Below are 26,051 nucleotides of genomic sequence, written 5' to 3'. Positions count from 1 at the left end.
AATAGTAGATTCCTTACATAATAAACAATTGAGAGGAAAATTTATATGGAATTGAGACAATTAAATTATGTTATTCAAATCGCCTCAGAGAAAAACTTTTCAAGAGCAGCGGAAAAACTTCATATCGCTCAGCCCTCGCTTAGTCAGCAGCTCTCCAAGCTTGAACAAGAAATCGGCGTACTTCTGTTCCGGCGAACAACAAATTCTGTAGAACTAACGCAAGCTGGACAAGTATTCGTTCATAAATCACAAGCAATTCTTGACGCTGTTGAGCAGTTAAAACAGGAAATGGACGATATGGCGCAAATGCGGCGCGGACGACTTGTTGTCGGTACATTACCGCTAACAGGCTCACATATACTGCCGCTTGTTTTGCCAGTATTCGGTGAGCAATATCCGCAGATTGAAGTCGTTCTTGTTGAAGAAACGACTGCAAAGCTTGAGCAGCTTACCGCGAGCGGCGGTACCGATTTAAGTCTGCTCTCGCTGCCGCTCATTGACAACTCTCTCGCATGGGAACCATTCTTGGAGGAAGAAATCTGCTTAGCCGTCCCTCCACAGCACCCTCTTGCACTAAGAGAAGGCTCAATCTCGATTTCTGAACTTGATAAAGAGCCATTTATTGGACTTAAGCGCGGACAAGGCTTTCGGCAAATTACAGTCGAACTGTGTGAGCAATCAGGTTTCACTCCGCAAATTGTATTCGAGAGCAGCAATATGGAAACCATACAATCCTTAGTGGCAGGCGGAATGGGAATAGCCTTTGTCCCGCAAATGCTGACGCGAGTCAAAGGCTCTGATTTTATGCCTGTTTACCTTCCATTGTCGTCCAAGCCTACAAGAACGTTAGTCGTGGCAAGCCGCAAAGGCAGATATTTATCCAAAGCTGCTGAAGCATTTATCCGTACACTCAATATGACAATAAGCAGTTATCGGTAATTAAGCTTCATAAATAGAAGGTCTGCGATCTTCAAAAACAGGAATTTTTGTGCGAACAGCATCAACTAAATCCAAATCGATGTCTGCGTATATAATCGTTTCCTCTTCGCCCGCTTCTGCTATCGTCTCTCCCCAAGGATCAAGCACGAGCGAGTGACCAAAGAAATTAGTGTCACCGCTCGAGCCCATCCGGTTGCACGCGATCACGAACATTTGGTTTTCAATTGCGCGTGCCGTAAGCAAAGTACGCCAATGATGAAGTCTAGGATGCGGCCATTCTGCTGGAACGAATAGCAATTTGGCTCCATCAAGCGCAAGCTTGCGAGCTAGCTCAGGGAAACGGATGTCATAACAAATCATCATGCCTGCTTTTGTCCCTTCTATCTCAAGCTTCCCAAGCTTATCTCCCGCAGCCAAATATTTCTCTTCATCCATTAGACGGAATAAATGAATTTTTGAATAATCGGATACAACATGGCCTGAACGATCAAATGCATACATTGTATTCAGCACTTTATCTTCCTTAAGTTCCGCGATTGAACCTCCAATAATATGAACGTTGTGCTTCTTGCTGAAATCAGATAAAAAAGCACGAGTGCGTTCACCTTCACGATCTGCAATCGTTTTTATTTCAGTTAAAGCGTAACCTGTGTTCCACATTTCCGGAAACATAATGACATCCGGTTTATTCGTTTGACTCACCGCTTCTTCAAGCATGCTCGCCAGCTTCGTGAAGTTAGCTTCTGGATTTCCTGCTTCTATATGCATTTGCAGCAATGCAAGCCGCAATGGTTTACTCATATGCCGTTCCTCCTGTTGATCCTTTTTTCACCTAATGATACCCTGTCATGGTTCTGTGTCAAGATGGGAAACGTAACAACGAGGGATTTACTACTTTAAGAACATAAAGGAGAATGTCTGTTATGCTTCCAAAACGAATAGCTGCAATGCTTCTTGCTTGCTGCTCGATTTTCCTGTTTGCCAACTTCGCTTCTGCTCATCAAGCACTTAGCGGCGCTCCTAACCCAGAAACAGGGCTTAAGCCAGTTCAAGTATTCGATGTAGCCGCCGGCAAAGTAACAAAGACAATCCCAAATGACGCCAAATATCAAGAGATGGCTTCTTCATGGGTTGGTTCCATCACTGGTCTTGCTCCACAAATGACAAATGATTCAAGCTGCAGCTATGTGTATCGTGTACCTCTTGAGAAGGCCGTTACCATCAAAGCAAATGACGTTTCCGTTTCATCCGATGATCTTTTTCTCTTTTATTGTAAGGATAAGCCTCCTCTCTTGCTCGTGTTCGATGAGAAGCGCAGACCTTTTTTATTCCTGTTCAAAGCCGATATTAAACCCTTTATTGACAGGGTAGGCATTCCGGCTGCATAACCAGCCGCTTCTCATCTCCCGCTATTCATGCTACATTAAAGCTATTGCCTAAATAGATAGCGATTTTGTCATGTGGAGTGTGAGGTATGGAAACACAAATCGGTCAACACCTTATTCAACCTGCGGAACGGATGAATGTACTTCCGACGCAATTTTTTGCCAAGCTGGTCGCCAAAGCAAATGCTCAAACGGCCAAAGGACGCGATGTCATCAATTTGGGACAAGGCAATCCGGATCAACCGACTCCTCCCCATATTGTTGCGAAGCTACAGGAAGCTGCAGCTAATCCGTTGTACCATAAATATCCACCCTTTAGCGGCTACCCTTTTCTAAAGGAAGCCGTGGCGAAGCGGTACAAAGAGGATTATAACGTAGATATAGATCCCACTACTGAAGTCGCTATCCTCTTCGGAGGAAAAACTGGCCTTGTCGAAATTAGCCAATGCCTGCTTAATCCCGGCGATGTCTGTCTCGTGCCGGACCCTGGTTATCCTGACTATTGGTCTGGAGTGGCGCTTGCAGGTGCCGAGATGTCATTTATGCCGTTAACAGAACAAAACAGCTATTTGCCAGACTATAACGCCATAAGTCCAGAAATAGCCGAGCGCGCAAAGCTAATGTTCATGAATTATCCGAACAATCCAACAGGTGCTGTTGCTAATGCGGAATTTTATACACAAACTGTGGAATACGCAAAAAAGCACGGCATCGTTGTTGCAAGTGATTTCGCTTATGGCGCAATTGGCTTCGATGATAATCAACCGATCAGCTACTTGCAGACGCCAGGCGCCAAAGAAGTAGGCGTTGAGTTTTATACGCTGTCCAAAACCTATAACATGGCTGGCTGGCGTGTTGGCTTTGCGATCGGAAATGCTCAAATCGTCAAGCTAATCAATTTAATCCAAGATCATTATTATTGCAGCCTATTCGGCGGCATTCAGGAAGCAGCAGCACTTGCACTGACGGGACCGCAGCAATGCGTCGCTGAACTTACAGCAATGTACGAAAGCCGTCGCAATGCCCTATTTACTGCCCTTGACCAAATTGGTTGGAAAGCCGCTCGACCAGGAGGATCTTTTTTCTGCTGGCTGCCTGTACCTGAAGGCTATACATCAGAATCTTTTGCGGACCTTCTGCTTTATGAGGCTGATGTTGTTGTCGCTCCAGGCGTAGGGTTTGGTACCCATGGTGAAGGCTTTGTTCGGCTTGGTCTTCTTACAAGTGAAGAACGCCTGCAAGAAGCGGTTGAACGGATTGGAAAACTAAATTTATTTTAGAATATATCCGCCATTTACCTTGCTTTACAGCAGCATGGGATCGTGATATGCTTGTAGGAATTGAACATGAAACGTGATGACGGGACAATTAAGCAAGATGGGTCGCGATCAGAGAGTAAATTCCATGGGCTGCAAGAATTTACCGAAGGCCGCTTGCTGAACCTACCTCCGAGCGGCCGGCTATGAACCGGACAGCGCCTTCTGTTATAGGCTTAAGCTGGATAATTCTATCTAAGGATTATCAACAAAGGTGGTACCGCGGAAGCAAAGACTTTCGTCCTTTATGGACGAAAGTCTTTTTTGTTGTCACCAAACAAGCATAGGATGGGATTAATGATGACGGAACGTATTGTCGTAAAGATTGGCAGCAGCTCGCTTACCTCGGAAGAAGGCGGACTAAACCGCGAGCGTATTCAATATTTCGCATCAGAGCTCGCTTCCTTGCATAAAAAAGGAAATGGCGTGATGCTCGTAACTTCAGGTGCTGTTGCAGCTGGCTTTCGTCAAATCGGTTATGCTGCAAAGCCAAAAATCGTTCATGAAAAACAAGCAGCCGCTGCCGTAGGGCAAGCGCTGCTTATGCAAGCTTATCAGGAAGCCTTCAGCGGTTACGGTATAGTAGCTGCACAAATTTTGCTTACTCGTGCGGATTTCTCCAATCGACGCCGTATTCAAAATGCCCTTATGACAATCGAAGAGCTTCTGCGGCTTGGCATCATTCCGATTATTAACGAAAACGATACAGTGGCAACCGACGAGCTTGTTCCTAAATTCGGAGATAACGACAGCTTATCAGCGCTTGTCGCTGCGATGACGAAAGCTTCACAGCTGATCATCATTACCGATATGGACGGCTTATACACAGAGGACCCTCGTAAAAATCCGCAAGCGGTCAAGATCGAGCGCGTCGATCAAATATCTGAAGATATTATGAAGCTCGCAGGCGGAGCTGGCTCTTCCGTCGGAACAGGCGGCATGCGTTCCAAAATCGAAGCAGCACGCATCGCCATGCGGGGCGGCGTACATGCTTTTATCGGTAAGGTGCAGCAAGAAGGCGATCTGAAGCTAGCTGTGGAAGGCAATGGCCGCGGTACATATTTCGATACGAAGCTGAACAGCCTTCCGATGAAGAAACAATGGCTTGGCTTTCACTCTATGCCGCTAGGCAAGGTTTTTGTAGATGAAGGCGCTGTTCAAGCCTTGCTGGAAGGCGGCAAAAGCCTCCTCCCTGCCGGCGTTAAAGAAATTCAAGGCGATTTCCATTCCGGAGATGTCGTCGAAGTCATTAATCCGCAAGGCCAAACCATTGGCAGAGGCGTTGTCAATTATGCAGCATGGCAAATTCAAGCTGTGGCCGGCCTCACTACTGAAGAAGTTAAACGTAGAGTCGATGTATCCCGTATCGAATTTATTCATCGAGACGAATGGATTACATTAAAATAATAAGGGGGATTCCGCTATGATCAGTGAAGTGAGAACAAAAGCAACTTTAGCTCAAGATGCAACTGCCATTATGAATCGTTTGTCCACAGAACAAAAAAATACGGCTCTATCTCGTATGGCTGATGCATTAATCGCCGAGACTAACGCAATTATTACTGCGAATGAGCTTGACCTGCAACGAGGTCGCGAGCAAGGCACAAGCGCTTCCATGCTCGATCGCCTTGCTTTAAATAAAGATCGTGTAGCATCCATTGCTGAAGGACTTAGACAAATTGTTGAGCTCCCGGACCCTGTTGGTGAGCTGCTTGAGCATTTCGATCGTCCTAACGGACTAAAAGTAAATAAGATCAGAGTTCCAATCGGCGTAATTGGCATGATCTATGAAGCTCGTCCAAATGTTACAGTCGATGCGGCTGGCTTATGTTTGAAAACTGGCAACTGTGTCGTGCTTCGCGGAGGATCAGCTGCTATCGAGTCAAATCGCAAAATCGTAGAGGTATTAAAAAATGCTCTTTCAAATACGGCAATGCCAGCTGATGCCATTCAGTTAATAGAGGAATCAAATCGTGCCTCGGTTAACGAAATGCTAAAGCTTAATGGCTTGCTTGATGTTGTCATTCCTCGTGGAGGCGCATCGCTTATTCGAAATGTCGTTGAAAATGCCACTGTACCGGTCATCGAAACAGGAGCTGGTATTTGCCATACCTTCATAGATGCCAGCGCTGAATATACGATGGCTGTCGAGATTGCCTTTAACGCTAAAGTACAACGGCCATCGGTTTGCAATTCCATGGAAACATTACTCGTTCACGAAGCTTTTGCAGAGCAGCATTTATCCGCGCTAGCTGATCGTTTTGTTCAAGCAGGCGTTGAGCTCCGTGGCTGCGAAAGAACGGCTTCCCTGCTCACAGGCATCAAACCAGCAACTGATGAGGACTATAGTACAGAATACAATGACTACATTATGAATATCCGCGTCGTTTCAGATCTTGACGCCGCGCTTGCGCATATTCGCCGTTTCAGTACAAAACATTCCGAATGTATTGTGACCGAAAACTCCGAAAACGCTGAGCGATTTATTCAAGATGTTGATGCGGCTGCCGTTTATCATAACGCCTCTACTCGCTTTACCGACGGATTTGAATTCGGGTTCGGAGCTGAAATCGGCATAAGTACACAAAAGCTTCATGCGCGCGGTCCAATGGGATTGCCTGCATTGACGTCTACTAAATATCTTGTTTATGGAACTGGACAAATACGGGGCTAACAAGACAAATTCAGTCCAATATCAATGGAACAACGGAGGAATACTTCATGACACAGCTTACACAAACTGCAATTGCAAGTCAGCAAATTTGCTTCTATGGTGCCGGATCGATGGCGGAAGCCATTGCACGAGGTCTAATTAACAAAAAACTCATTTCACCTAATCAGATTTCAATGCTCAATCGACAAAATAAAGATCGGCTCTCTGAGCTAAATGAGCTGTACGGTATACAAACCATCGTGCAAGGCTCCTCTAATGAAGCTTATTTAAAAGAGGCAGACATTATTTTTCTAGCCATGAAACCTAAGGATGCTGCTGAAGCGATCGCATCCATTAAGCCGTTCATTTCCTCTAAACAGCTTATTATATCGGTCATTGCCGGGTTATCGATCAAAGCAATCGAGCAGCTGCTTGGTGGGCAGGCTTCCGTCGTACGCGCGATGCCGAACACATCCAGCACCATTGGGCTTGGAGCAACTGGAATTAGTTATTCAGATATTGTGACCACTTCGCAAAAAGCTCTTACTGAAGCAATCTTCAGCTCTGTTGGCATAAATGCAATTGTAGACGAATCACTTCAGCAAGCAGTCACAGGCGTATCTGGCAGCGGACCAGCTTATGTCTATTACTTTATGGAGTCGATGATCGATACCGCAATCCAACTAGGCTTTTCAGAGACAGCAGCAAAGGAGCTTGTCGTTCAGACGGTTCTTGGCGCAGCGGAAATGGTTCGTCATACCGGCGAAGAACCAGCAGAGCTTCGCCGCAAGGTTACATCGCCAAATGGGACGACGCAGGCAGCTCTTGAGCTGATGGCCGAAAATCATTTTTCAGAAACAATCAAGAAAGCTATCCACCGCTCAGCAGAACGTGCAGGCGAGCTTGGAGAAGCTATCGAGAGGAGCATTAACGAATGATTGGAGTTTGTATTGCAACGTATCGTTCTTATGATGATCGTGCGGATTTCAATAAAAAGGCTCTTTCGATTGCTGTTGGCTTAACCGTCGGCAGCTGGACTGAGCTTCCTGAAGCGCAAAAGGCGAATATGGAAAAGCATCTTGGAAAAGTATTGTCCGTTACTGTCCATGAGCCCGAAAATGCTGTTCCCGGTGAGCGCTATGCCGACATTCGAATTGCTTACCCAGACATCAACTTTAGCCGAGACCTCCCTGCTTTGCTAGTAACTGTATTCGGCAAGCTGTCCATGGACGGCAAAATCAAGCTTATGGATCTCGACGTTTCCGAAGATTTTGCATCTGCTTTCCCTGGTCCTAAGTTTGGACTAAACGGTGTTCGCGATTTGCTTGGCGTACATGATCGTCCGCTGCTAATGAGTATTTTCAAATCGGTTGTCGGATATGACCTAGCCAATCTTCAAGATCAGTTCTATAAGCAAGCGCTTGGCGGTGTGGACTTAATAAAGGATGATGAAATCCTATTTGAGAATCCACTTACCCCTCTTGAGAAACGTGTCGAAGCTTGTATGGATGCTGCGCGTCGCGCTGAAGCAGAGACCGGCCAAAAGCTGCTTTACGCCGTTAACTTGACAGGGCCTACCTCAGCTCTTGCTGCGAATGCTCGAAAAGCGATTGACGCCGGTGCCAACGCGCTTCTATTTAACGTTCTTGCTTATGGCTATGATGTGCTTCATGAGCTTAGCAGTGACAAATCCATTAATATCCCTATAGCAGCTCACCCTGCAATGGCTGGAGCGATGTACCCATCGCCTCATTATGGCATTAGCGCTTCTCTTCTACTTGGGAAGTTAATGCGTCTTGCAGGTGCCGATCTTGTGCTCTTCCCTTCACCTTACGGCTCGGTTGTTATGCCAAAAGAAGAGAATTTAGCGGTTAAGGAAGCTTTGCTTGCACCGCTTCACGGACTGAGAACGAGCTTCCCTGTACCATCGGCGGGCATTCATCCTGGACTGGTGCCTCTAATTCTAAAAGATTTCGGTACCGACGTAGTTGTAAATGCTGGCGGGGGTATTCATGGTCATGCCATGGGAACTGCAGCTGGCGGACAAGCATTCCGTCAAGCGATTACTGCTACACTAAATGGAGTACCTCTTCGAAATGCCGCAGAGCAACCGGGCAATGAAGCGCTGTTGGCAGCAATTGAAGCATGGGGGATCAAAGAATAATGACTGAAATGAATACAACTAAGAAACGCATCGTGTTTTGTGATTTTGATGGAACGATTACCGTTAATGACAACATTATCGCAATTATTAAACATTTTAATCCAGCAGGCTGGGAAAACATTGCAGAGCGCACGATTGCGCAAGAGATATCAATTATGGATGGCGTTGGACAAATGTTCCGCCTCCTTCCTGCTTCTATGCAGAAAGAAGTTATCGATTTCAGTATTTCCAATGTACGCATTCGTGAAGGCTTCGCTGAATTTCTAAACTATTGCAAAGAGCAGCAGATTGATTTTTATGTAACAAGCGGCGGCATTGACTTTTTTGTTTATCCTATTCTTGAAGCTTTCGACATACCAAAAGATCATATTTATTGCAATGGCAGTGATTTCAGCGGTGAGCAAATTGAGATTTTGTGGCCAAATCCGTGTGATGCTCATTGCACCAACAACTGCGGCATGTGTAAAACAACCATTATGCGTCGTTTCCCTGAAGAGCAATACGAGCGCATCATTATTGGCGACAGCGTAACCGACTTTGAAGGTGCTAAGCTGGCTGATATCGTCTATTCCCGCTCCCACCTTACGGTGAAGTGCAAGGAGCTCGGACTGCCGCATCACGAATACGAAACATTCCACGATATTATCAACACTATGAATGCTGAAAGGAAGTCAACGAAATGAGTTTTGAGCAAATTGCTTTAGAAGACAAACAGCGCGCTTTATCTGAACTTCGCGACGTTAAGGAGCTGTTCGCTTCACGCGGCTGGTTCCCTGGCACCAGCGGCAATTTATCGATCCGTGTAGGCGACTATAACCCCGATGAATTTCAATTCGCTATTACGGCAAGCGGTAAGGACAAAACAATTCATACACCAGAGGATTATTTGTTTGTTGATCAAGATGGCAAGCCATGCGAAACAACACGCTTAAAACCATCCGCTGAAACTCTGATCCATTGTGAAATTTACAAATTAACTGGGGCTGGCGCTATTTTTCACGTGCATACCGTATTTAACAGCGTAATCTCAGAGTATTTCTGGGATCGTAAGTCTGTGCCGGTAGATGGCGTTGAGCTGATCAAAGGGTTTAACATTTGGGACGAGGAAGCACACATTGATATTCCAATCGTTTCCAACTTTGCACATATCCCTTCTATCGTACCAGAAATAACGGAGCGTATCGTGAAAAACATACCTGGCATCTTGCTGCGCAAGCATGGCATTTACGCTTGGGGAGCAAATGCATTTGAGGCAAAACGCCACCTTGAAGCATTTGAATTTATTTTTGAATACGTATATCGTTTGGAATTGCTGCAGCGTGGTAAAGCTTAAGCATTTTCCAGCTTGATCGTTACATTGTTTAGAAGGATTTTCTCCCGGTAATCAGCTCTTTATATGTTTCACAGCTCTGATTACCTGGAGATTTTCCAGCTAGATTATAACCCACCTAAAAATATGATTATCAAAATGATTACTCCGCCTTAACGATAGGCAATCCTCGCTCTTCCCTTCCGATCAACTGTTATTGGATAACCGTTCCAGCAGTATACTCCCGTCTTTCCCTCGACGTTTCATTAATCCAAACCATTAACTCATTTTTGCTAATATAAAATTTCTCACCAACTTTTATGTAGGGGAACATAACGCCAGAAAAGGACCCTGCTGTAGTCAGCTGAATTTGCTCTGTATGAATGATTTGTTTAATTTCGTTTTCCGATAAACGCAAATAATTTGCTGCCTCTTCTATCGTTAGCAAAGGTTTTTCCACGCTTATCGTGATATCGGACTCCTCTTTATTTGGCACTTCGTTTTTCTCCAAAAACATACAGCCCACTATAAAAGATACTCCAAGAATAAAGCTTGCTGCTATCATTGATTTGCTGTTTGAAATAACAATCTTCCTCCTTCGTTGTAAGTACATTCACTCTTTTCCATAGTAAAAATAAATCTGCCCCGCCGTCTCTGATATCCGTTCGTTTTTAAAATAAATGCCTGAAGCATCATCTATCCCATAACCCGTTGACAAGTTGGTTTTGGAAAGTGCAGCCAATAAGTTCTTTTCCTCATCCCATTTTGAAAAATGTACACTAATGACGCAATGATTTATTAATCCAAGACCTTTGAGGAAAAGGTGTTCATTCGCTCTGTTGTCGATGGGCGGAATTACACATACAGTAGGACTGATTAAGGCACCAGCCGAAAAACCTGCAACTGGCACGCCTTCTGTGTATAATGCTTTTATTATTGTGCCGAGCTTTGTTTCCACGATATAATCTCGATAAAGCTCGGTATCACCGCCGCTTATAATCACTCCTGTAGCTGATTGAAGCTGTTCCACTAAATCGGTTGATGGTGATGCATCCAAGGCGAAATACACAAACTGATCAACATCATGCAAACCTATTTGATCGGTATATTTCGTCATGTATTCTTGCCAACCTTCTTGCTCAATAAATAAGATAACAACTTTGCTTAACCCTTTTGATGCCCAGGCACCAAATTTTTTTGCTAAGCTTTCATTGAACGGTGCTCCACCGCCAAACACAAATAAATGTTTATCTGACATAAATATCCTCCTTGTAGTTAATGCTTCAGCGGAAATAAGTCGAATCACTTTTATCGTAACCTAACTATAAACTATTTTTTAAATGATTTACCATATTTATCTGCTTATATTAGTAAACTAGGAACAAAATATTGTCTATAACAATCATGTTAAAATCCCCATATAACATGAAAAACGAAGTCTACTATATTGACTTTAACGTAACGTAAACGTTCATAATGGCAAGAGGAGGTGACAATATTGAAGGTGCATGAAGCAGCAAAACAACTCGGTGTCACGCCGCGTACACTGCGTTTTTATGAAGAAAAAGGTCTAATTCGTCCATATAAAGCAATAGAGAATAAATATCGCGACTATTCCATTGAGGACGTCATTCGGCTCCGCTGGATCATATCGCTAAGAGAATTGGGCTTATCCGTATCTGCAATACAGGATGCTCTAAACGTGATCAATGAGCCGGACGCTTTTATTCGAAGTGTGGATGGCGCTCGTGCATTGCTGTATGAGCAGTGGATCACAGCAACAAAAGCGCTGCAAGCGCTTGATGAAACGATTTCAGCATGGAACAGAAAAGGAGCAGCTGAGCTGACACAAGCAGAGCTGGCCGCTGAAGAAATTAAACAAAATCGGCTATCGCGAGCCTCTTGGAGCGATCAGTGGAATTACGATGAGATAGCGATTCAGCACGGATATAAGGCACCTATCATTACACTTAGCGGTGTTCTTACGGAGGAACAATATAATATGGCACTGCTACGAACCGTTGAATGGCTTGATCCGCGGTTTGATGAGCTTGGCCTAGAAATAGGTGCAGGCAGCGGCAATCTCTCCAGCATGCTAGCTGCGGCCGGCACGAAGCTTACCGTTGTCGAGCAATCGACTGAAATGCTCTCGATCATAAGAGAAAGGCTTCCTGCCATTGATGCAAAACAAGGCAATTTGCTCGCACTGCCTCTCGCGCCATCCCGTTATTCTTTTATAGGCTGCAGCTTTGCTATGCATCACTTGAATCGTTCACAACAGCTTCTGGCACTAGAAGAAATGGACCGCGTTTTAATCAATGGGGGACGGCTTGTGATTACGGGGTTAATGGATGAGGTCGTGGTTGATGATGATAAAGTTCTTTCTGAAGAGATAGAAACAAAGCTTGTCATACCGCCTAACTGGCATCTTTCCTCTGTATCCGAACATGTGAACTGGTTCAACAAACGTGGTTATTCCACTGTCATCAACCGGCTTACCCCATATGTTGGATTACTCTACGCGATCAAACCTTAGCTATGTATAATAATGTGGCCCTTTTACATAAAAAAAGAGCTAAGCCGCATGGCTTAGCCTCTTCCTCCACGAAATTTTTGCGCATGTGCACGAGCCTCGTCTGCATTCGTTACTCGATTGCGGCTCCACTCGATAAGTATCCGATCAATATAACGCAAGCTAAGCTTGCCCGCAAAGACGGCTTCTTTTAGAGCAAAACGAATAATTTCGTCTGTATATCGATCATGATCAAGCCAGCCTGAAATTGTCTCGCATTCTATTGGAGATAATAAGCGTCCAAACTCTTGCTCGAATACACTGAATAAGTCCGATGATGGCGCCGCTTGCTGCTTGACTGGCTGACGCTCTGCCTTCCGCGATTCACGCTTCTGCTCCGCAGTTAACGCAGCCGCCTTAAGCAGCCAGCCTGTCCAGTTATAACGCTCTGACTGCATCCCCGTAGAACTGTCAACGTACTCGTCAATCGTAAGAAAATCTTCTTTCATCAGCCGGCCAAGGGATTGTCCAACTTCTCTAACACTCAGGCCCATCCGCTCAGCCAATTGTTCTGGCGTCGGGAAATCATTCATGTCCGCTTCCATATAGACCATGATTTGCAAAAGCAGCATCGCTTCTGTATCCGACAGCTCCAGCTGGCGGTAAGTTCGCAGCAGCATCGCCGATACATAAACGCCGCCTTCCTGCAGCGCAGCAGCCATACCATGCGAGTAAGCTTTCCATATCTCGTTGTTCACTGCCAGCTGCCTCCTATACGACTACGCCTGTGCAGACGTATCCTTTTGCTTAACTAAGTTATACGTGTCTCTTGCGATGAGGAGCTCCTCATTCGTTGGAACAACTAAAACTTTAATGCGAGAGCTGTCCGTCGTAATCTCACGAATATCTTTGCGGCGCTCTGAATTGCGCTCTTCATCTAGCTCAACACCCAAGAATGAAATGCCCTCGCATATCGCTTTGCGCAGAGCGACAGAATTTTCACCAACTCCAGCAGTGAACACAATCGTATCTACACCGTTCATCGCCGCGGCATATGCGCCAATATATTTTCTAACTCGATAAGCATACATATCAAAAGCAAGCTTTGCGTTTTTGTCGCCTTCAAGCATCGCCTCTGTTACCTCGCGCATATCGCTGCTAATACCGGAAATCGCCAGCATACCGCTATGTTTGTTCAGCATAGAATTAACTTCATTTAAAGTCAATTCCTCTTTATTCATAACAAATGGCACGATAGCTGGATCAATATCTCCGCTCCGGGTACCCATCATAAGACCTTCAAGCGGGGTCATTCCCATACTTGTATCAAAGGACTTGCCGTTCAAAATGGCTGTACAGCTTGCACCGTTTCCGATGTGGCAAGTAATCATTTTGATTGATTCCAATGGTTTTTGCAAATACTCTGCTGCATGAGCGCTCACATAGGAATGAGACGTTCCATGAAAACCATATCTGCGAACCTTGTGACGACGGTATAGCACAGTAGGAATTGGATATAAATACGATGTATTCGGCATGCTTTGATGGAATGCCGTATCGAATACTACCGCTTGAGGTACATCAGGCAAATTTGTTTCTACTGCCAAAATACCCATCATATGCGCTGGGTTATGAAGCGGCGCCAAATCAAACAATCGACGAATCTCGAGCTTGACCTCTTGTGTTACAAGCACTGAACTGCTAAATGCCTCGCCGCCATGAACGATACGATGGCCTACAGCTTCGATTTCGTTCAGATTAGCGATCGCTCCGAACTCCGGGTTGGTAAGCATATTGATAACCTGCTTAACAGCAGCAACATGATCCAATATTTCACTAACTTTACGAACCTCGGGCTTATCAACTGGTTCATGAGTAACAATCGAAGAATCCATTCCGATACGTTCCACGCGTCCGCTTGCCAGAACTGATTCGTCACGCATGTTGTAAAGCTGATATTTTAAAGAGGAACTTCCTGCATTAATTACGAGTACTTTCATTTAAATCCGATCCCCATCCGTATCATATTTGAAGAAGCCGATTCCTGATTTGGCTCCGAGATGTCCAGCGCGCACCATTTTTTTCAGCACGATCGAAGGACGGTATTTCAGCTCGCCATACTCGCGGAACATTCTCTCAAGGGCTGCCAACACGGAATCAAGACCAAAACGATCACACATCTCAAAAGGTCCATGCTGGAAGGAATAGCCGATACGCATTGCGCTGTCAATATCCTCAGCCGAAGCGACCCCTTCCTCGAGTACATGCAAGGCTTCGTTAATAAATAAGCAAATGAGTCGTGTAGTTACGAAACCAGGAGATTCAAATACCATAACTCCTTTTTTATGAATAACCTCTTCCACAAAATGTTTCGTACGTAGAAATGTTTCCTCTGATGTCTTAAGGCCACGAACAATTTCCACCAGATCAATTTTGAATACTGGATAAATAAAATGCATGCCAATTACGCGGCTCGGCTGCTTCGTAAAGCTGGCTAGCTCGGTTAAGCTTAGAGTAGATGTATTGCTCGCTAAAATAACATTTGGACCGCAAATTTGATCAATTTGTTCAAATACAGCTTTTTTCAATTCCAAATCTTCAGTTATCGTTTCAATAACAAGCTCACAATCCGCTAACTTCTCGTAGCTTGTTGTCGCCTCTATTCTATTCATAATCAGCTTCTTCTCGGAATTCGTGAGCGCCCACTTCTCGATTTGTTTATCCAAGCTTACTTCAATCATTTGTTTACCATAATCTAGGCGATCGTCCGAACGCTCGATAATGATAACATCCAATCCTTTGGAGGCAAGCATTTCCGCGATCCCTTGACCCATCGTGCCTACTCCTACAACTCCAACTGTTTTGATATGCAATGTATTAGCTCCTTTAGTGTGGGGAGAATTCTTCTTAAAACATAATAGAAGTTTCCTCTGCAAAGATAGTTCAATCTTATTATAACGAATTTCATCAAAAAAAGAAGGCGGACGACAACTCCGCCTTCAAATTGTAATATTGTAAACGCTTCATGCTGCTGTATTGGAAGAAAAGAGCTTTCTAAACTCATCTCCGCTCAATGTTTCCTCACGCAGAAGTGTCTCAAGAGACTTGATAAACACTTCTCTATTCGACTCAAGCAGACCTTTTGTTTGCAGCATCAGCTTATCCAAAATGGTTCGATTGATGCTTGCCCATCCATCTTTTGTCATCATCGAAGAATCAATAATGCCAAGATCAGTCAATCCCGATTCCACTAACGTTTTGACGATATTCATCGATTGTTCGAAGTCACCTCTTGATCCAGTGCTCCGATCACCATAAAACATTTCCTCAGCGGCGGCTCCGCCTAATGCAATCATAATTTGACCGTTAAGGAACTGTTTTGTGTACAAATATTGATCCTGCTGCGGATTGTGACGAACATAACCTAACGCTTGACCGCGCGGAGACAAAGCAACCTGTGACACGCTGCCTGGACGCATTAGTTCTGCCATAATTGCATGTCCGAGCTCATGAAGCGCAATCCGTTCACGCTCTTCTTTTGATGCCTCACGATCCGTTTTTTCACCCATCATAACCTTATCAATAGCCATCGATAAATGCTGTTCAGCGATGGTTTCACTGCTCTCGCGCATCGCATAAATCGCCGCTTCATTCATGACGCTCTCTAGCTGCGCACCTGAGAAACCAAAGGATTCACTTGCAATGCGTTCTAAGTTCACGCCTGATCGGATAGGTTTATTTTTTGCATGGATGTTCAAAATATGCAATCTGCCCTTTTTATCAGGAAGTTCAACACCGATGTGCCTGTCAAAACGGCCTGGACGGAGCAAAGCGCTATCGAGCATTTCCTTACGGTTAGTAGCCGCAATTAACAAAATACGCGGTGATTCATTTGCATAAATACCATCCATCTCGGTTAATAGCTGATTTAAGGTTTGATCATACTCGCGCTGCTGACCGCCATCTCGTTTACCGCCAATAACTTCAATCTCATCAATAAAAATAACAGCACTGCTTTTTTTCGCTTTATTCGCTTTTGTACGCGCCTCTTTGAACAGGTCGCGAATACGTCCTGCACCTACACCGACATACATTTCAACAAACTCACTGCCGGATGCAGCCAAGTAAATCGAATCTGTATACTGAGCAGCTGCTTTAGCAAGCAGCGTCTTTCCTGTTCCTGGAGGGCCTGAAAGCAGGATGCCTTTTAACGGACGAATGCCAAGCTTAGCAATTTGTTCTTGATGAACGAGAAAATCAAGCGCTTCTACAAGCTCCTGCTTGGCACGCTCCTGACCTCCAATTTCCTCAAAGGTAAGTGGTGTCATTTTCTCTTCAGAACGCCGCTTCTGGCTAGACAACGCGGTCAGCTTGCCTCTGCCTCGTGCTGCATAAACTACGGCAAAGCCTAACACGCCCAGCAATACGATGGGAACAACATTTTGTCCAATATATATAAAAAAAGCAATAAGTACAGGAAGTAAGCCTATCGCAATTTCTTTGCCATATTTCATCATATTACCATGCCTCCAATTGGTTAGGCGTGCGTGGCAGGACGATATATTTCACCGCTTCACTATTTTTAATCGTAATATACACATTCGTATCATCCATTTCAGTTGTCACGGTGACATCTTTCATGGATTTTGCAGCTTCTTTCATCGCATCTGGAATATGGGAGTAGGTTTTGCGCTCCATCGCCTCTGCAACTTCAAACATCGAAGCATACCACAGATCTTCAAGCTGCTTATTCGATTTTTCTTCTATATTAAGCTCAAGCTTACGGTTGCCAACTACATCTTTTCCGTTAGCTGCAATACTTTCATAGATGTCCCGGAGATTTGCATCTGGCGTTAATTCAAGAGAAATAGCTACTTTATTGCGATCCATAACAGGCTTTTCTGAAGAAACAATACCTTGAATGCCTTTTGTTACTTTCTCTAATGGAGCTGCTACAGCCACTTGATTATATACAGCCCAGCCTCCGAATAAAACGGAAGCGGAAATTGCAGCAGTAATCACGATTGGAATCACACGTGGTCTCATCATTATGAAAATCCCTCCTGCAATATATTTATGAACACTCCGTATATCAACTCCGCTATACGAAAGTATATCATGAAATTATGCAAGAATCGTCCATCAATAAAAGGAAACGGAGCCTTACGGCCCCGTTTTTGCTGGTAATGTATAAGAATCAATGAATGCACCGTCATCAAAGCGGTAAAAATCATATCGGTAATGATCAGGCTTTTCACCGTCATTATAATAGATTTCCCACACCGTTTTGTCATCAAGCAGACCTGGCTGAATTCTCTTTATTTCTGCCAATGGCCTCTTGCTGATGAAATCATCTTTGAGTGACTTCTCAGAAATGCCTTCCGACGCTTTCATGATAACTGGCTGCTGCTTCTCAGTCAGCCATACGTATACATGTTCATCCTGTTGATTAATGCCTTCAACGACCCAACTGTTTTTTTGCCATATATGATGATGTACCTTTTCTATCTCCGTAAGATCAGCTGCTTTAGTCGCTTGTTCCTTCGCCGCACTAATTGCTGTCCACTCAGGCGACTGAACTTCACGGAAATAGATAAAGGAAACGGTTAAAAGCAGCAAGAGGAATGCTGTAATTAACAACAACCATCGCTTAAGTGTCATAAACGGCTTGCGTTTCCTTGCTGTTGCTCGCATTAAGCTTGCAGCAAGCGATCAAAGCTCGCTTGTGCCTCGTAACGAATTTTCTCCTCATCAAGCCAAGTGCATTCGCCGTTTTTCAATACTTGTCTTCCATCAATCCATACATGCCGCACATCGCGGCCTGAACCTGAGTAGACCAAATGTGATACGATATCCGTCTGAGGGTAGAAATGCGGCTGTTCAATATCAATAGCGATGAAATCTGCCTTCATGCCTGCTTTTAGGCTACCAAGGCTCTTCTCTTGCCAAATGGATTTTGCCCCATTCACAGTACCAAGCTTCAACGCTTCCAGAGCAGGGATAGCAGTAGGATCTCCAGATACACCTTTATGAAGCAAAGCCGCGAATCGAATTTCCTCAAATAAATCAAGATTGTTGTTGCTTGCCACACTATCTGTTCCAAGCGATACTGTAACACCTGCGCGAATCAAATCAGGAACGCGTGCAATGCCGCTAGCAAGCTTAAGATTGCTTACAGGATTATGTGAAACCGCAACTCCTTTAGCAGCAAGCAGCTCGATCTCCGCATCATTCAGATGCACGGCATGCGCAACAAGTGCAGGACGTGAGAAGAAGCCTAACCGATCCAAATGTTCGACCGGACGAAGTCCATAATCACGCACGTTTTGTTCTACTTCCGCTATCGTCTCCGACATATGCGTATGCAAAGGCAAATCAAAATCATGAGCCGCTTGTACAAATCGTTCAATATACGCTGGTGGACATGTATAAGGCGCGTGCGGAGAAATCATTGTAGTGATACGTCCATCGGCTTTCCCGTTCCAATCACGAGCAAAAGCAATTGCTTCAGCAAGCTTTGCTTCTTGTACATCAGGAGGGCATAGTCCGATAACTCCTCTTGTCAAAACACCGCGGATACCGCTTTGCTCAACCATTTGAGCAACTTGATCCATGCGATCATACATATCAACAAAAGCTGTTGTACCTGATTTCAGCATTTCAACGATCGCCAGAGCACTTCCTGCACGTGTATCTTGATCAACATATTTGCCTTCCATTGGCCACATTTTCTGTTCCAGCCATACCTGCAAATTTTGATCATCGGAATATCCGCGAAGCAAGCTCATCGCCGCATGTCCGTGAGTATTAATAAGACCTGGCATAAAAGCAAGCTTGCTGCCGTCTATTTTTTGCACCGTGTCAGAAAGCTGCTCAGGAACAGTTGTACCTATATAACTAATCCGATCATCGGTTACGACCATATGTCCTCTAAATGATGGATTTTCATCATCCATCGTTATAAACAAACCATTTTCAATCCAAATCTGACTCATCCTGCGTCTCTCCCTCTTTGGCTAAATAATAGGCTAAGCTAAGCAATTCCCTTGTGAAATCAGCATTATGTATTCGCATTTCATCCGGTACTCGTAGAATAGCAGGGGCAAAATTCAATATTCCTTCTATGCCTGCTTCGACAAATTGATTAGCTACATTTTGTGCTTCAAATGCTGGAACGGTAATGATGCCGATCCGAATATTTTGCTCTGCAACCGTTGCAGCAAGCTCGCTCATCGGCATTACAATCAAATTATTAATGCTCGTTCCGATTTTGCTCGGATGTACATCGAACACGGCGGTAATTTGCATATTATCCTTGGAGTATTTATTGTAATTGCATAAGGCATGACCTAGATTGCCCGCTCCAACCAACGCAACCTTTATCGTCTGATCAACCTTTAAAATTTGACGTATCTTCTCAATTAAATATACAACATCGTAGCCTACGCCTTTCCGTCCAAACTCTCCGAAATAAGCGAGATCTTTACGAATCTGAGCAGGATTTAAATCAAGCTTTGTGCCTAAATCCTGCGAAGAAATGGTCTGAATCTCACGATTAAGCATTTCATTTAGTACTTGCAAATAAACGGGAAGCCTTCTGACGACAGCCTCCGATATTTTCGTCTGCTTCATCGTTTTTCCTCCTCTTCGCTAGACACAGCTTGATTTTCCTGCGGCAATGCTGCATTTTCATCCGTTAACCATTCTCTCATTCGCACGACCATTTGATCCATATGCATCGTTTCGATTTTTGGTCCTGGCAGTGAATATAAAAAGTGTTTACCGTAGTAAGTGTCAATTACTCTTGTATCATATATGATTACAATCCCTTTGTCTTGTGAAGTCCTCACTAGGCGCCCAAAGCCTTGTTTAAAGCGAATGACGGCTTGGGGTATCGACAATTTCATAAAAGGATTTTGTTTCTGCCGCTGCAGCATCTCGGCTTTTGCCTCCACTAAGGGGTGATTAGGCGGTTGGAATGGCAAACGAACGATGGCAAGGCAAATCAGAGCTTCTCCGGGTATATCTACACCTTCCCAGAAGCTGCTCGTGCCGAGTAAAACGGACTCTGGCGTTTGACGGAAACGTCTTGTAAGCTTCGTGCGGTTGCCGCTGTCTATTCCTTGTCCGAGCACTTGAATACCTGCAACGCTTAAAAGCTCTTTAAGCGGCTCGTAAACCTGCCTTAGCATGCGATAGGACGTGAACAGTACAAGCATTCTGCCCTTCGTTTCCTTTGCAGCATCGGAAAGCGATTTTACAAGCATATCCAAGTAGGTGTCATCTACAGCTGCTCCCTTGAGTACTGGAAAGTTGCGTGGAATGACAACTAATGCCTGTTCCCGGTAATTAAACGGTGATGGCAATTGAACGGTTTTAAGCCTGCCCTGCTGTTCGTATCCAGTTAACCCAAGCTGCTCCTCCGCGTATTGAAAAGATTTTTGCACAGATAACGTCGCAGAGGTTAATACGATACTCTCTTTGACATCAAAAAAATATTTTTGCAGCTGAGCGCTTACATCTACTGGGACACCGTATAGCTGTACAGATCTGTAACGGTATACACTGCTTGCCTCGATCCAAAATACGGATTCCGCAAGCTCTAAGGTGATAAACGTTCTAAGCTCATCCTTAAGTCGAGACAAATCGCGTACCGCTCCATTTAAATCCGTTATTATCGCTTGAACACCGGAATCGTCAACACGGTCTTTAATATCGGTAACCATCTTATCGACAGTTCGAATGACTCGGTTAAGTTCAGTGTGGATATTTCCTTCAACCGTAACGCCGTCCTCCCAGCCTGCAGGAAGCTCGTTTTTCTTAAGCCGGCATACCGACTGACCATTCTCGGTTGGTCCATCCGATGAAGTTGACGTAAAGCTATAAAACATTTCAAACAGCTTATCCCAGTGCTCCTTAATCTCTTGGAAAATAGGAATAACGGTATCAATCGTCTCTAACCAGGAAGCTTGATGTGCGTCGTCCTCATACATAAGCTTCTGGCGAAGCCCAGGCAATAATCCGGAGCGCGCATCTTTATAAAGCCGAAGAACAGCCTGCGTCAAAGAGAAGTAGTTAATTTGCATACCTAGATGCTTGCCGGCTACCTCTTCCACATGATGTGCTTCATCAATAATGAGATGAGTATAGGAAGGCAATAATCGATGATCTGCTTGAACATCCGTAAATAACATGGAATGATTCGTTATCGTAACATCAGCAATGTTTGCTTCATGCTTCGCGCGATGATAAAAACATCTTTTGAACCAAGGACAAGCTCGATTTAAACATGAATCCGTATCACTCGCTACCGTAGACCAAAACTCAGCTCCCTTATTGCCGAAGTTAAGCTCTTCCTGATCGCCAGTTTCCGTTTCTCCAAGCCATACGACCATTTGAGCAGCTGTAACCGTATCCTCAATCGGCGATACAAGATCTTTTGTGTTGATTTTACCTTCAAATTTGCGCAAGCATAAATAATTCCCTCTGCCTTTAAAGATCGAAGCTCTAAACTCAAATGGCAGTATTTCCTCAAGCAATGGCAAATCGCGTTGACGAAGCTGCTCCTGCAAATTGATTGTATGTGTGCTAACGACAACTTTTTTGCCGTTCTGAATGCCATAATAAAGCGCAGGAATTAAATAACCAAGCGACTTCCCTGTTCCTGTACCTGCTTCTATAAGTAGATGCTGATTCTGATTTAGAGCGCTGTACACCTCTTGAAACATGGCTACCTGCGCTTCTCTTTCCTCATAATTCTCAAATTTCTGTTCGAAGCGTTGTCTTACATCAGCTAAATAATTGTCAAATGAAACATCCGTTAATGGCAGCACGCTTGTACCGCCTGAGCGCGGAGGCTGTTCATCGCTCCATTCGCGAACCTTCAATGCAAATTGATTAAAATAGTCATATTCATTCGATTCAAATACGGTACTATATTCCATCTGCTGCCCAGTATGCTTAATAAACCAGCTCAAATCGCTGCCGTCATCTACAAGCGTGGAAAGCCGCTGCAAAGTAAGCAGCGGCAATTTGCGAAGCTTTTTTACCGTTTCAATTAGCAATAGCGCAGTTGCATTTGCATCGCTGTCCGCGCGGTGATGTTGATCATGAGGTATTCCAAAGAGCTCAGAAACAGCTCCAAGCTGATACGTATTAATAGTAGGATATAAAATTCGTAATAATTCAATGGTATCCAGCCTGCGTCCTGCAAAAGGTCGCCGACCGCATCGTGCTAATGCCTGGTTCAAAAAACCGGCGTCAAAGCCAACGTTATGAGCGACCAAAACGGCATCATCCAATAACGGAACCAGCCCTGCAATAACCTCTTTGAGAGTTGGGGCATCCGCAACGACCGTTTCATCTATGCCTGTTAATTGTGTGATGAAGGCCGGTATCGGGATATTAGGTCGAACAAAGGAGCTATACGTATCGATAATTTCAAGCTCCTCTGAAACGATGACTAGCCCAACCTGCAAAATATCATCATCCGAGCTGTGTCCCGTCGTTTCTAAATCCAATACTGCAAATTTCATTTATTCCCCGATCCTCTCACAAACAGCACAGCTCCGTGCTTCCGAAATATAACGATAAGTGCTTGGGTGTTTCTTGACATGATTTCAAATTGTTTAACGGATCCTTGAAGCTGGGACAGACCTCATAAGCTTTCATAAATAATTGCTCTGCTTGTGCCAAATTCATTTGCACCGCTTGAATGCATCCTAGCGCATTATAGCCCATTGCAAGCCATTTGGGGAAGTCCGTCAATACAATCAGCAATTGAAAATGCCGCTGAGCTTCACTCCAGTTCTGGAGGTGCATCTGAGTCATGCCCAAAAACAGTCTAGCCAAATTACATTCCGGCGATTGTAAAATAGCCGCTTGAAATTGCACTGCTGCTTGCGAAAACATAAATAACTTGTAGTAGCCCTGTCCTTTGGAGATGACCGCAGCCAGCTCGTCCGAAATTTCAAAATCTGAAGCTGGACTGCTGACTGCGATACTTACAGGCATACTTGATTGAACCACCTCTTCTGAGGCTTTTTCCTGAATTTGCGATGCTGCTGCTTGATCACCTTGCTGCTCCTTGAACTCAGAAAACTTCTCTTCAAATTCAAGCCATTGTTCAATAAACGTGTCACTTACTTTTTTGAGCTCAAGCATTTGCTGTTCGAACTGCTGCTTTTCACTTGCACCTGCACCATCGTACTGTTCAATAATTTGATCAAGCATTTCGTTCATGGATGAAAACATATGCTGGAACATACCGCATCCCGCCTTCGCCAAAGAATTAAGGAGTGTTATGTTCATTTTTTGTTTCAACGCCGCTTTTCATACAGCATCCCATTCGTTACATAATACAGGGATTAACGTAGTGAAAGATCAAATTACAGGATTGTCGCGTGCAGCTCTTCGTTTAAAATAGTCAAGGGACGATTGTTCGCATCCAAAATCGTTACAATCGGTTTGTGTGCTTTAGCATCAGCGTCAGTCATCATCGCATAAGAAATGATAATAACCTGGTCGCCTGGTTGAACTTGTCTAGCGGCTGCGCCATTCAAGCAAATTACGCCAGATCCGCGTTCACCTGTTATGACATAAGTCTCAAAGCGAGCACCATTATTATTGTTAACGATTTGAACCTTTTCATTTTCCCATATGTTAGCCGCATCCATCAAATCTTCATCTATTGTAATGCTACCGACATAATTCAGGTTCGCTTCCGTTACTGTTGCCCGGTGCAACTTGGATTTCATCATCGTTCTGAACATGCTGGTTCACCTCCGCTATCTGTAATATCCGATTATCTATAAGCCTTGTTGCGCCAAACTTAACAGCTAATGCCAAAATTAGCGGTTGCTGAATCGTATTTAATAAAACTTTTGCATCCAGCACCTGCAGGGATGGATAGTGAAGCAGTTCCACATAATCAATTACAGCTTCACTCGCTTTCACCAATTGCAGCTTCACTTTAGCCTCCAGCCGCTCAGCCGTCATATCAGGTTCATTCATCCAGTCGGAAGCCTGCTGCAGCGTTTTGGACAATACGACTGCCTGCTCACGCTGCTCCGCATTAAGAAAAACGTTTCTTGAGCTTAAAGCAAGACCATCTGGTTCTCGAACGATTGGACTTGGCACGATTTCCACTGGAAAATTAAGATCTCCAACCATTTGCTGAATGACAGCAACCTGCTGAGCATCCTTCATGCCAAAATAAGCACGATCAGGAGCAACCAAATGAAACAGCTTGCTAACTACCGTTCCCACCCCGTCAAAATGACCAGGTCTGGAAGCGCCGCATAAACGATCCGTTACCTGATTGACAATAACCATTGTCAGCGGCTTATTCGGATACATTTCTTGAACGGAAGGAATAAACACGATGTCGATACCGCATTCTTCTGCAAGCGCAAAATCGCGCTTCTCATCTCGCGGATACCGATCCAAATCTTCATTAGGCCCGAATTGCAATGGATTAACAAATATGCTAAGCACTGCGGTATCATTTTCGGCATGTGCTTGGCGCATTAAGGAAGCGTGACCTTCATGCAAATAACCCATAGTTGGCACAAAACCAATGCTTTTATTTTCCTTGCGCACAGCAGATAATTGCTGCTTTAGCTCAGCTTTCGTGCGGCAAATGATCATTTCAATTTGACCTCCTTATTCACGAGGTCCTTATTTTCAGCTATGTTAAGATTGCTGCTCTCAGAGGAGCCGCCATACAAAGAAGGAATATGGGCAGGTTGTGCATTAAATACATGCTCTTCTGCAGGAAACTGGCCTGTTTTCACATCGTCTACATAAGATTGAATCGCATTTCTAATGGTTGTTCCAATATCTGCATAGGTTTTTACGAATTTTTTCTCAAAATAAGGAGATGAATATTGCAAAATATCATGATATACAAGCACTTGGCCATCGCAACCGCGTCCTGCGCCAATTCCGATAATCGGAATGGAAAGCATTTCGCTGATCATTGTAGCGATTGGTTCAGTTACTAGTTCAAGAACGATACTGAAAGCACCTGCTTCTTCCAGCGCCTTCGCATCTTTGACTAGCTGCTCCACTTCGGCATCTAATTTACCTTGAACTTTGTACCCGCCAAGCTGATGAACCGATTGTGGCGTCAGGCCGATATGCCCCATAACAGGGATGCCTGCTTTTACAAGCGCGGAAACATCAGATGCAATTTCAACGCCACCCTCCAGCTTTACAGCCTGAGCACCGCCTTCTTGCATAATTTTCGCAGCATTGCGCAGTGTTGCTTCACGTCCAATGCCATAAGTCATGAAGGGCATATCAGCAACGATAAACGTTTGCTGGGCACCCCTAGCAACTGCTCTTGTATGATAAACAATGTCATCAATGGTTACCGGGATGGTAGTCTCATATCCAAGTACAACGTTCCCGAGTGAATCTCCAACCAAAATGACATCAATTCCAGCTTCTTCAGCAAGCTTGGCTGAAGGATAATCGTAAGCTGTTAAAACGGAAATCGCATTGCGGTCCTGCTTCATCTTCTTAATTTTTGTAATCGTCAGTCGTTTCCTCATCAGCTTTCATCCTCCCGTTCAATGATAGGATAAACACAAAAAAACCTTTTAGCCGCTGCCAAAAAGGTCCCCAAACTGAAAAGGAAACGTTTGCTTGTTGTGCTTCCTTCTGTCTCGGTCCCTACGGCTCAGAGCAGAGTGTGCATTCCCAACCATTTACATCGTATTTTTTATCATCAGTGCAGCTTCCTTAGAATACCGCCCGATGACTTTAGTT

26 protein-coding genes are annotated in these 26,051 nt (G+C 44.4%); 10 read left to right on the top strand and 16 right to left on the bottom strand.

The window, feature by feature from the left end; translation table 11 throughout:
- Window positions 1-45: 45 nt before the first annotated feature.
- The gene (locus BK120_RS01655; RefSeq protein WP_076265724.1) at window positions 46-939 is read left to right on the top strand and encodes a LysR family transcriptional regulator; all 894 of its coding nucleotides are present in this window, start codon (window positions 46-48) and stop codon (window positions 937-939) included.
- On the opposite strand, the gene BK120_RS01650 is transcribed toward BK120_RS01655, so the two are convergent.
- Entirely contained in the window at window positions 940-1,740 is an 801-nt protein-coding gene (locus tag BK120_RS01650) for a carbon-nitrogen family hydrolase (protein ID WP_076265723.1), read from the bottom strand.
- Window positions 1,741-1,862: 122 nt separating this feature from the next.
- Between BK120_RS01650 and BK120_RS01645 the strand changes: the two genes are divergently transcribed.
- The 8 genes from BK120_RS01645 to mtnB all read left to right on the top strand — a co-directional run bounded on the left by BK120_RS01645 (window position 1,863) and on the right by mtnB (window position 9,790).
- The gene (locus BK120_RS01645) at window positions 1,863-2,327 is read left to right on the top strand and encodes a hypothetical protein (protein WP_076265722.1); all 465 of its coding nucleotides are present in this window, start codon (window positions 1,863-1,865) and stop codon (window positions 2,325-2,327) included.
- Between the two features lie 86 nt (window positions 2,328-2,413).
- On the top strand, window positions 2,414-3,604 hold the full coding sequence (locus tag BK120_RS01640) for a pyridoxal phosphate-dependent aminotransferase (protein WP_076265721.1): 1,191 nt from the start codon (window positions 2,414-2,416) through the stop codon (window positions 3,602-3,604).
- Between the two features lie 336 nt (window positions 3,605-3,940).
- Complete coding sequence (gene proB, locus BK120_RS01635) at window positions 3,941-5,047, top strand: glutamate 5-kinase (RefSeq protein WP_218639580.1); 1,107 nt, start codon at window positions 3,941-3,943, stop codon at window positions 5,045-5,047.
- 16 nt (window positions 5,048-5,063) lie between these two features.
- The gene (locus BK120_RS01630; RefSeq protein WP_076265719.1) at window positions 5,064-6,314 is read left to right on the top strand and encodes a glutamate-5-semialdehyde dehydrogenase; all 1,251 of its coding nucleotides are present in this window, start codon (window positions 5,064-5,066) and stop codon (window positions 6,312-6,314) included.
- 47 nt (window positions 6,315-6,361) lie between these two features.
- Entirely contained in the window at window positions 6,362-7,231 is an 870-nt protein-coding gene (gene proC, locus BK120_RS01625) for a pyrroline-5-carboxylate reductase (protein ID WP_076265718.1), read from the top strand.
- Complete coding sequence (locus BK120_RS01620; RefSeq protein WP_076265717.1) at window positions 7,228-8,457, top strand: 2,3-diketo-5-methylthiopentyl-1-phosphate enolase; 1,230 nt, start codon at window positions 7,228-7,230, stop codon at window positions 8,455-8,457. The genes proC and BK120_RS01620 overlap by 4 nt, the downstream gene beginning before the upstream one ends.
- Window positions 8,458-8,465: 8 nt before the next feature.
- Window positions 8,466-9,140, top strand: a complete 675-nt coding sequence (locus BK120_RS01615; protein WP_076266104.1) for a 2-hydroxy-3-keto-5-methylthiopentenyl-1-phosphate phosphatase — start codon at window positions 8,466-8,468, stop codon at window positions 9,138-9,140.
- Window positions 9,137-9,790, top strand: coding sequence for a methylthioribulose 1-phosphate dehydratase (gene mtnB / locus BK120_RS01610; protein WP_076265716.1), 654 nt, complete (start codon window positions 9,137-9,139; stop codon window positions 9,788-9,790). Before BK120_RS01615 ends, mtnB begins: the two co-directional genes overlap by 4 nt.
- 190 nt (window positions 9,791-9,980) lie before the next feature.
- Here the strand turns inward: mtnB and BK120_RS01605 are convergent, their stop codons facing one another.
- Window positions 9,981-10,262 (bottom strand): helix-turn-helix domain-containing protein, encoded by a 282-nt coding sequence (locus tag BK120_RS01605; protein WP_179089722.1) that lies wholly within the window; start codon window positions 10,260-10,262, stop codon window positions 9,981-9,983.
- Window positions 10,263-10,379: 117 nt separating this feature from the next.
- On the bottom strand, window positions 10,380-11,024 hold the full coding sequence (locus BK120_RS01600) for a Type 1 glutamine amidotransferase-like domain-containing protein (RefSeq protein WP_076265714.1): 645 nt from the start codon (window positions 11,022-11,024) through the stop codon (window positions 10,380-10,382).
- A 246-nt stretch (window positions 11,025-11,270) separates the two neighbouring features.
- On the opposite strand from BK120_RS01600, the gene BK120_RS01595 reads away from it, so the two are divergent.
- Window positions 11,271-12,302, top strand: a complete 1,032-nt coding sequence (locus tag BK120_RS01595; protein WP_256710780.1) for a MerR family transcriptional regulator — start codon at window positions 11,271-11,273, stop codon at window positions 12,300-12,302.
- A gap of 53 nt (window positions 12,303-12,355) precedes the next feature.
- Here the strand turns inward: BK120_RS01595 and BK120_RS01590 are convergent, their stop codons facing one another.
- The 13 genes from BK120_RS01590 to panB all read right to left on the bottom strand — a co-directional run bounded on the left by BK120_RS01590 (window position 12,356) and on the right by panB (window position 25,834).
- Window positions 12,356-13,036: a DnaD domain protein gene (locus BK120_RS01590; RefSeq protein ID WP_076265712.1), complete on the bottom strand. Its 681-nt coding sequence runs from the start codon at window positions 13,034-13,036 to the stop codon at window positions 12,356-12,358.
- Between the two features lie 21 nt (window positions 13,037-13,057).
- Window positions 13,058-14,278 carry an acetate kinase gene (locus BK120_RS01585; protein WP_076265711.1) on the bottom strand — a complete coding sequence of 407 codons (1,221 nt, stop codon included), beginning with the start codon at window positions 14,276-14,278 and terminating at the stop codon, window positions 13,058-13,060.
- Window positions 14,279-15,214: a 3-hydroxyacyl-CoA dehydrogenase family protein gene (locus BK120_RS01580; RefSeq protein WP_076265710.1), complete on the bottom strand. Its 936-nt coding sequence runs from the start codon at window positions 15,212-15,214 to the stop codon at window positions 14,279-14,281. It abuts the gene before it with no gap.
- Between the two features lie 87 nt (window positions 15,215-15,301).
- Window positions 15,302-16,795 carry an AAA family ATPase gene (locus BK120_RS01575; protein ID WP_076265709.1) on the bottom strand — a complete coding sequence of 498 codons (1,494 nt, stop codon included), beginning with the start codon at window positions 16,793-16,795 and terminating at the stop codon, window positions 15,302-15,304.
- A gap of 1 nt (window position 16,796) precedes the next feature.
- Window positions 16,797-17,327 carry a hypothetical protein gene (locus BK120_RS01570; RefSeq protein WP_083681485.1) on the bottom strand — a complete coding sequence of 177 codons (531 nt, stop codon included), beginning with the start codon at window positions 17,325-17,327 and terminating at the stop codon, window positions 16,797-16,799.
- A gap of 114 nt (window positions 17,328-17,441) precedes the next feature.
- Entirely contained in the window at window positions 17,442-17,939 is a 498-nt protein-coding gene (locus tag BK120_RS01565) for a cell wall elongation regulator TseB-like domain-containing protein (protein ID WP_144376662.1), read from the bottom strand.
- Window positions 17,940-17,971: 32 nt separating this feature from the next.
- Window positions 17,972-19,273 (bottom strand): amidohydrolase, encoded by a 1,302-nt coding sequence (locus BK120_RS01560; RefSeq protein WP_076265707.1) that lies wholly within the window; start codon window positions 19,271-19,273, stop codon window positions 17,972-17,974.
- Window positions 19,254-19,910: a redox-sensing transcriptional repressor Rex gene (locus BK120_RS01555; RefSeq protein ID WP_076265706.1), complete on the bottom strand. Its 657-nt coding sequence runs from the start codon at window positions 19,908-19,910 to the stop codon at window positions 19,254-19,256. The genes BK120_RS01560 and BK120_RS01555 overlap by 20 nt, the downstream gene beginning before the upstream one ends.
- Entirely contained in the window at window positions 19,907-22,813 is a 2,907-nt protein-coding gene (dinG, locus tag BK120_RS01550) for an ATP-dependent DNA helicase DinG (RefSeq protein WP_076265705.1), read from the bottom strand. The genes BK120_RS01555 and dinG overlap by 4 nt, the downstream gene beginning before the upstream one ends.
- Before the next feature lie 16 nt (window positions 22,814-22,829).
- On the bottom strand, window positions 22,830-23,543 hold the full coding sequence (locus tag BK120_RS01545) for a hypothetical protein (RefSeq protein WP_076265704.1): 714 nt from the start codon (window positions 23,541-23,543) through the stop codon (window positions 22,830-22,832).
- Between the two features lie 122 nt (window positions 23,544-23,665).
- Entirely contained in the window at window positions 23,666-24,049 is a 384-nt protein-coding gene (gene panD / locus BK120_RS01540) for an aspartate 1-decarboxylase (RefSeq protein WP_076265703.1), read from the bottom strand.
- Entirely contained in the window at window positions 23,976-24,926 is a 951-nt protein-coding gene (panC, locus tag BK120_RS01535; protein WP_076265702.1) for a pantoate--beta-alanine ligase, read from the bottom strand. Before panC ends, panD begins: the two co-directional genes overlap by 74 nt.
- Window positions 24,923-25,834, bottom strand: a complete 912-nt coding sequence (panB, locus tag BK120_RS01530) for a 3-methyl-2-oxobutanoate hydroxymethyltransferase (RefSeq protein ID WP_076265701.1) — start codon at window positions 25,832-25,834, stop codon at window positions 24,923-24,925. The genes panC and panB overlap by 4 nt, the downstream gene beginning before the upstream one ends.
- Window positions 25,835-26,051: the final 217 nt, after the last annotated feature.

It is taken from the genome of Paenibacillus sp. FSL A5-0031 (assembly GCF_001956295.1).
Taxonomy (GTDB): Bacteria; Bacillota; Bacilli; order Paenibacillales; family Paenibacillaceae; genus Pristimantibacillus.
The sequence above is the reverse complement of the archived record's forward strand: the minus strand, read 5'-3'. Positions and strand labels throughout refer to the sequence as shown.